This is a genomic window from Coxiella endosymbiont of Ornithodoros amblus (genome assembly GCF_019425495.1).
In the GTDB taxonomy this organism is placed as follows: domain Bacteria; phylum Pseudomonadota; class Gammaproteobacteria; order Coxiellales; family Coxiellaceae; genus Coxiella.
The window spans coordinates 24,564-32,244 of sequence record NZ_VFIV01000013.1 but is presented as its reverse complement, the minus strand read 5'-3'; the positions used below and the strand labels follow the sequence as shown (position 1 = coordinate 32,244).

The following is a 7,681-nucleotide window of genomic DNA, read 5'->3' as shown; positions in this document are numbered from 1 at the left end:
GTGTAGTTATTGGTTGAAGGCAAATCATTTTCGCCATATAGTTTCATCGCTTTCTCCTTTTGAATGTTGTTTTTTTACAAAAGCTATTTTATACACTCTTTAGGAGGGAGCTAGATGATTATCAGGTTTCAGCTTCGATCCATATCAAAGTTGCCATTCGACCGGTATGACCCTTTTCTCGGCGATAAGAATAAAAATGTATTTTATCCTGATAGGTACAGAATTTTCCGCCATAAATGTGGGAAACGCCTAACTGATTGAGATTAATGGTAGCGAGTTGATAGAGGTTGGCGAGCCAACGGCCATTGTGGGCAACAAAGGCGGCCTCATAATCTCGATGTCGGTCGAGAAAGGCCTGACGAACTTCGTTGCCAACTTCAAAGGCTTTTGGACCGATGGCAGGTCCGAGCCACATTAATAAGTCTTGAGGATCGCTCTGAAAGAAGGTGAGGGCTTGGTCAAGCATGCCAGTGGCTAAGCCGCGCCAACCGGCATGGATGGCGGCGATTTCTTGACCATTTTTATCGGTGATTAAGACAGGTAAGCAATCAGCAGTGAGGATGGCGCAAACGCGATTAGTTTGGCGGCAATAAGCGGCATCGGCGGTTGGGGGAGCGCTATAATACAGAGGTAGCGAAATGACAGTGGAACCATGCACTTGATTAAGCCAGATGAGTGGAGACGGTAGTTGCAGATTCTCAGTTAAACAAAGACGATTTTGTTGGACTTGAGCGGCGTTGTCACCGACGTGTAAGGCTAAATTGCCATCAGAACGCGTCGTGGTAACTGCTTTAATGCGCTTAGGAGCGGGCCAATCGGGAATAATCATCTTCTAGGCATTCTAACAGGTGGGCTATATCTGGGGGTAGAGGTGCGTGGCATGTCATCGGACGCTGGTCGGCGGGATGAGAGAATTGTAAAGTTGCTGCGTGAAGTGCCTGTCCCTTTAGTGTTTTCAAGGCAGTTTGGAGTAGGTCGGACAAATACACGGGAATCCCGATCTGATTGCCATAGACGGGATCGCTCGCTAAAGGGTGGTGAATGTGTGCCATATGCACTCTAATTTGATGAGTCCGTCCCGTTTCGAGTTGCACTCGGATATATGTGTGTGCGCGATAGCGTTTAATAATCCGAAAATGAGTAATGGCCGGGCGACCGGATTCGACTACCGCCATACGCGCGCGATGAATGGGGTGGCGGCCAACGGGAGCTTCGATCGTTCGTCCAGAAATCAAAACGCCCTTTATAATCGCCACATATTCTCGGACGATTTGGCGGGCTTTCATGGCTTTTATTAAAGCATGATGCGAGGCTAAGGTGCGAGCGATTAAAAGGAGGCCTGAGGTATCTTTGTCTAGGCGGTGAATAATGCCGGCCCTGGGTACCATGCTTAAGCTCGGATCATAATGCAATAAAGCATTAATTAATGTTTGATCTCGAACATTAGCACAGGGGTGAACGATAAGGCCGATGGGCTTATTGATCACCAGCAAAGCTTCGTCTTCATAAATGACATCTAACGGGATCGGTTGTGGAACCCAGTGCTCATTAGGCTCTAAATGGGCTTCTACTTCAATGAGTTGGTTTCCCTTCACTTTTTCCCTGGCTTTCATTTTTTGTATTCCATCTACTTTGACATGACCACCCCGAATCCAATTTTGCAGTTGTGAACGAGAATAATCTGGAAATAATTTTACCAATACTTGATCCAATCGAGCACCGGCGAGCTCAGGGGGAATAGGTTTTTTTAATTTGATGCGAGAAGCACACATAGGGGTGTTACATTTTAACAGGTTGTCACAGTCCTGATATACCACCTGGCAATTCTTTAGTTCTAAAGTGACTTGTTTTATAATGGCCGCATTTATTTGGCTTTCAACCGAGAAGAAGGACTCATGAAAAAAATATTATTTCTTGCCACGCTACTATTAATATTGTCGGGATGTGTTAGAAAAGATGTTGATCCTTATGAGACCTACCGTGGGAAAACGTCAGCTGAGTTATTTACAAGCAGCGAAATGGCGCTGGCAAAAAAAGATTATTCTGAGGCTGTCAAAAATTTTGAAGCGCTAGATGCGATTTATCCCTTTGGTCCCCATGCTGAACAGGCGCAGCTTGATGTTATTTACGCTTATTACAAAAATAACGACACTTCTTCAGCCATTGCGGCAGCCGATCGCTATATCCGGCTTTACCCATGGTGTCGAAGTGTAGATTATGCCTATTATATGCGCGGAGTGATCGGTTTTGATTTAGGTTTGTCGTGGTTGCAGAAGTTAGCAGGGGTGAGCCCGATATCTCGTGACGTTAGTACTTTGCAACAATCATTCACTTCATTTGCCACTCTTGCTGAGGTTTTTCCTCATAGCCGCTACATCCCCGACGCACTTACTCGTATGCGTTACATTCGCAATTTAATGGCTCAACGTGAAATTATGATTGCAGAATTTTACATGAAAAGGCGTGCTTATGTGGCTGCAGCCAATCGAGGGAGTTATGTGGTTCAGCATTTTCAAGATTCTCCTCAAGTTGCGAAAGCTTTAGCGATCATGGTGCATGCCTATAAAGCACTCGGCTTGCTAAAAATGGCTGATGCGAGCAATCACTTACTACAAATAAATTATCCTCATACGTTGGAAGCGCGGAAATTAAGAAAAGTTTAGTGCCTTATCGATATTCAATTTTGATGTTAAGGACCTTATTGATTCATGCTGCCCGTCCGCTAATTGCGTCATGTAAAAAATAAAATGGATAAAAAGAGTCTGTGGTTAAAAGCACTAATTGGGCGCCAAGGAATGAATCGCGCTTGTGTGGTGTTAGTGAATAAAAATGCGCGGATCATTGTGTAAAAAAATAATTAACGAAAGGAAGACACGCCAACTGAGTTTGAAACAATGAGGGCTGATGAGAGTAAGGTAAACTGAGGTTGATGATGCTGATTCATGCGGTGGCTCTGTGAACCCACATATACGTTCTTTTCGTCAAAACTGATTGTTGACACAACAACCCAGGGCCTATACGTATGGAGCAAAGCAGAATACGGGAAAATAATGATCTCGTCTATCGCCCCCTTATTTCACTGCGCTCATAGGGGGTACTTGTTGAAAACCTACACTTTTTAATCACACTCAAATAAGTAAGGAGATTTTTCTGCTGAAGAAAAGTAGCATTTACTTGTATCCTGTAGAAGACATTAGCTGGACTAGAAAATTTTACGAAGAAATACTTGGCCTAAAAAAGAGGGGGACATATTCAGAAGAGCAGTGGGTAGAATATGATTTACCGGATGGCGATTGTTTTGCGATAACAACTTTGGTTAAGGGCATAAGCCCAAGCACTAGTTCAGGTGGAAGTATTACTTTTGAGGTTGATGACTTAGATAATCTCGTTTCTCAGCTCAAATTAAAGAGTGTGAATTTTAAGGTAGACATCTTTTCTTCTCTCATCTCTCGAATGGCGATGATTATTAACTCTGAAGAGAATGTAGTTACGCTGTATCAATTGAATAAGTAATAATGTTAGGTTAACGCGTTATTAGCATTTAAATGTATCCCAGGCTCGATTTAATAAAAGCATGTCTGACGTTTGCTCCAAAAACAGTGCGGATGGCGGAACTTGGTTTCAAAACAATAAGGAATGAGTAACAAGATGCCAAGAAGTGATGATCTTTACCAGCTATCCAATGGCTTACCAGTCCCTGAAGATCATGGAGCTTGCGATCATCTGGCGGGCAAATTATTTCCCTCGTCTGTTGCGAAGGTTACCATTAATCATTTAACTAAATTTTTAGCGAAGCACTGTGGCCTTAAAGTTAGAACGAATGCGATTGCGCCGGGTTTCATTAAGACATCCCGTACCGAAAATTTTGATGAAGCTGTCAACAAATTCAAAACAAGAACGCCATTAAAGCGAACAGGAGAGCTAAACGATATTGCCGAGCTAGTGAAATACTATTATCAAATCAAATTATTAATGGGGAAAGTATTTCAGCTGATGGTGGTTTTTCTACAGTTTAGGTTTGTCTCTAGTATAAATTGGAGGCGTCATCCTAAAGCAACAAAAGCGAAATCAGGAAGGCTGCCGAAAAGGCATTAGATGTAAAATTGCATTGTACCTGGCAATACATTGGGTAATGAAGTGAGTATATTATGTCAAATTCCAAACATTTGAGTTGCCACCTCGTAAAGAGGAAAAATTGGATTCTGCCAAAACTTATGGCTCCTCGGGAGGGACTTGAACCCCCGACCAAGTGATTAACAGTCACCCGCTCTACCGACTGAGCTACCGAGGAGCGAGGTAGAAATGAAATCGTATGTTACCGGGAAATCCGAAGAGAATCAACCGACTAATAATCCAGTACCGACGCTAATTTCTCCAAGGCTTCTTGCAATTTTTCGGTGCTGGTTGCACAAGAGAGGCGAACGTGTCCGGGTGAGCCAAAGGCGCTTCCGGGGACGACGGCAACCTTCGTTTTGTCCAATAAGTACGTTCCGAGCTTGATATCATCCTTTAATCCGAGCTGTTGGATGGCAGCCGAAACATCTGGGAAGAGGTAAAAGGCGCCGTCAGCCGGAATGCAGTGAGCGCCTTTCATTTGATTAAGGGCTTTCAGCATCAAATCATGGCGTGTTTTATAAGTCTCATACATGTAAGAAAAATCACTGCGCCGAGCGCCGAGCGCTGTCGTGGCAGCGACTTGGGCAATCGAATTGGGAGAAGAAGTACTCTGAGATTGAATTTTTTTCATTGCTTGAATAATCGATTTAGGAGCAGCCGCATAACCAATTCGCCATCCAGTCATGGCATAAGCCTTGGAGACGCCGTTGATAATGATAGTGCGATCGCGCAATTCCGGGCAAACATTAAGGATATTTACAAAACGGTTTTGTCCCCACAGAATATATTCATAAATGTTATCGGAAAGAATTAAAATTTGGGGATTTTCTATCAAAACGCCTGCTAACGCTTTTAATTCACTTTCAGAATAAGCAACCCCGGAAGGATTGTTGGGGCTATTTAAAATCAGTAGTCGCGATTGGGGAGTAATCGCTTTGGAGAGCTGATCGGGGGTGAGTTTAAAATTTTGGTCAATGGTCGCTGAGATAATAATCGGTTTTGCTTCCGCCAGTTCTACCATCGGTGGATAACTCACCCAATAAGGGGCAGCAATGATGGCTTCGTCTCCCGCATTTAGCGTTCCCATCATAGCGTTATAGATCGATTGTTTGGCTCCGCCGCTGACCAGTATTTCAGAAGGCTCGTAGTTTAAGTGATTATCGCGCTTTAATTTATGGACAATCGCCGCTTTTAGGGCGGGAGTTCCGTCTACATTGGTGTATTTTGTAAAGCCTTTTTGAATTGCTTTAATAGCGGACTGTTTGATAAAGTCCGGAGTGTCAAAATCCGGTTCACCTGCGCTGAGACTGATCACGTCATGGCCATTGTTTAAAAGCTCGCGTGCGAGATCGGAGACAGCCAATGTTACTGAAGGTTCAAGTTGTTGCGCTCGGACGGATAAGACATCATTCATTTTTCTAAGCTCCTTATGATTGGTGTGGTAGAGTAGCGGAAAATATACTGGTAAACAATCGGGAAAGCAGGGTTTCTGAAATGTCAAAAGCGTTTAAATTAATATCCAAATTCAAGCCCAGTGGGGATCAGCCGCAAGCAATAGAAAAATTGGTCGCCGGGTTGGAAGATGGCTTGGCTTATCAAACGCTTTTGGGGGTTACGGGATCAGGGAAAACTTTTACGATTGCGAATGCCATCGAAAAAGTTCAACGGCCTATGTTAATTTTGGAGCCGAATAAAACTTTAGCTGCACAATTTTACGCTGAAATGCGTGAGTTTTTTCCTGAAAATGCGGTGGAATATTTTGTTTCTTATTATGATTATTATCAACCCGAAGCCTATGTTCCGAGTTCAGACACTTATATCGAAAAAGACGCTTCCATTAATGAGTACATTGAGCAAATGCGTTTATCGGCAACGAAAGCAATAACGGAACGCCATGATACAATTATTATCGCCACTGTTTCAGCCATTTACGGTTTAGGCGATCCGGATTCGTATTTGAAAATGTTATTGCATTTAACTCGCGGTGACCAAATTAATCAACGGAAAATTTTGCAGCGTTTGGCTGAGTTGCAATACACCCGAAACGACCTTGAATTACGACGTGCCACCTACCGCGTGAACGGCGATATTATTGACATTTATCCTGCAGATTCCGAACGTGAAGCTGTGCGCGTGGAATTGTTTGACGACGAAGTGGAAAATCTCAGTTATTTTGACCCGCTGACAGGGGAAATGCTAAGATATGTCCCGCGAATAACGGTTTATCCAAAAACCCATTACGTCACGCCACGAGAAAAACTTTTATCTATGCTTGACCAAATTAAAATAGAATTAAAAGAACGATTATCCCAATTAGAAAAAGCCAATAAATTAGTGGAGCGTCAGCGTTTAGAACAACGAACTAAATTTGATATGGAAATGATTTTAGAGTTGGGTTATTGCAGCGGCATTGAAAATTATTCTCGTTATTTGTCCGGTCGAAACGAAGGGGAACCACCGCCCACTTTAATAGATTATTTGCCTAAAGATGCTTTATTGATTATTGATGAGTCGCACGTGACAATTCCGCAGCTCGGCGGTATGTATCGTGGTGACCGAGCGCGTAAAGAAATCTTAGTAGAATATGGGTTTCGCCTCCCTTCTGCATTGGACAATCGGCCGCTTCGTTTTGATGAGTTTGAAAAGCTAGCGCCGCAAACTATTTTTATTTCAGCAACGCCGGGACCTTATGAGGAAGAGCAAAGCGATCAAGTTGTGGAATTGTTAGTAAGACCCACGGGCCTAGTTGATCCTGAAATAGAAGTCCGACCCGTTGCCACTCAGGTTGATGATTTGCTCTCGGAAATTAAAAAACGAGCGGCGGAGAATGAACGGGTTCTAGTAACGACATTGACCAAACGAATGGCGGAAGACCTTACTGAATATTTTACGGAGCATAACGTTCGTGTTCGTTACTTGCATTCGGATATTGATACCGTGGAACGGGTAGAAATTATTCGTGATTTACGCTTGGGCGTTTTTGATGTGCTTGTCGGAATTAATTTATTACGTGAAGGGTTGGATATTCCGGAAGTTTCTTTAGTGGCTATTTTAGATGCTGACAAAGAAGGGTTTTTACGCTCCGAGCGCTCGCTGATTCAAACGATGGGGCGAGCAGCCCGAAATGTGCACGGTAAAGCTATTTTATATGCGGACCGGATTACGGATTCCATGAAACGAGCGACGGGAGAAGCTGAAAGAAGACGAATAGCGCAAAGCGCATATAATGAAAAGAACCATATTATGCCGAAAAGTATCCAAAAAGCCGTCACCGAAATTATCGAAAGCGCTCGTACTTATACCGAAAGAGGCCGTTTCGTTAATCAAGGGCAATTGATAGCCGAAGAAGAAAAGAAATATATTGCCATGACGCCGAAACAATTGGCAAAAGAGTTGCATAAATTGGAAGAGCGGATGTATCATCACACAAGAAACTTGGAATTTGAAGAGGCGGCTGCCGTTCGCGATAAAATCCAGCATATACGAAAGGGGGTTTTGGAAGTTAAAGAACGAGTATTTCGCTATTCCCGCGAAAGTGGGGGAGGAACAGTTTTTCGACGTTAAG

General features: G+C 43.3%; 7 protein-coding genes, 1 tRNA gene and 1 pseudogene. 5 read left to right on the top strand and 4 right to left on the bottom strand.

Annotated features, from left to right (window positions below; all coding sequences use genetic code 11):
• Window positions 1-121: 121 nt before the first annotated feature.
• On the bottom strand, window positions 122-829 hold the full coding sequence (gene pgeF / locus FIV31_RS03040) for a peptidoglycan editing factor PgeF (RefSeq protein ID WP_280123767.1): 708 nt from the start codon (window positions 827-829) through the stop codon (window positions 122-124).
• A complete protein-coding gene (rluD, locus tag FIV31_RS03035) occupies window positions 801-1,772 on the bottom strand; it encodes a 23S rRNA pseudouridine(1911/1915/1917) synthase RluD (protein WP_280123766.1) in 972 nt (323 codons plus the stop codon). Before rluD ends, pgeF begins: the two co-directional genes overlap by 29 nt.
• A gap of 123 nt (window positions 1,773-1,895) precedes the next feature.
• Here rluD and FIV31_RS03030 point away from each other — a divergent pair, with 123 nt between their 5' ends.
• From FIV31_RS03030 to FIV31_RS03010, 4 genes and pseudogenes are all read left to right on the top strand, one after another.
• Window positions 1,896-2,663 (top strand): outer membrane protein assembly factor BamD, encoded by a 768-nt coding sequence (locus FIV31_RS03030; RefSeq protein WP_280123765.1) that lies wholly within the window; start codon window positions 1,896-1,898, stop codon window positions 2,661-2,663.
• A 20-nt stretch (window positions 2,664-2,683) separates the two neighbouring features.
• A pseudogene (locus FIV31_RS03025) lies at window positions 2,684-2,849 on the top strand (IS110 family transposase); the annotation flags it as partial.
• A gap of 325 nt (window positions 2,850-3,174) precedes the next feature.
• Entirely contained in the window at window positions 3,175-3,513 is a 339-nt protein-coding gene (locus FIV31_RS03015; protein ID WP_280123764.1) for a VOC family protein, read from the top strand.
• Between the two features lie 135 nt (window positions 3,514-3,648).
• The gene (locus tag FIV31_RS03010; protein WP_280123763.1) at window positions 3,649-4,095 is read left to right on the top strand and encodes an SDR family oxidoreductase; all 447 of its coding nucleotides are present in this window, start codon (window positions 3,649-3,651) and stop codon (window positions 4,093-4,095) included.
• A gap of 120 nt (window positions 4,096-4,215) precedes the next feature.
• On the opposite strand, the gene FIV31_RS03005 is transcribed toward FIV31_RS03010, so the two are convergent.
• Window positions 4,216-4,291 (bottom strand) — tRNA-Asn (locus tag FIV31_RS03005).
• A gap of 54 nt (window positions 4,292-4,345) precedes the next feature.
• Entirely contained in the window at window positions 4,346-5,530 is a 1,185-nt protein-coding gene (locus tag FIV31_RS03000) for a pyridoxal phosphate-dependent aminotransferase (protein ID WP_280123762.1), read from the bottom strand.
• Window positions 5,531-5,610: 80 nt separating this feature from the next.
• On the opposite strand from FIV31_RS03000, the gene uvrB reads away from it, so the two are divergent.
• Entirely contained in the window at window positions 5,611-7,680 is a 2,070-nt protein-coding gene (gene uvrB, locus FIV31_RS02995; protein ID WP_280123761.1) for an excinuclease ABC subunit UvrB, read from the top strand.
• Window position 7,681: the final 1 nt, after the last annotated feature.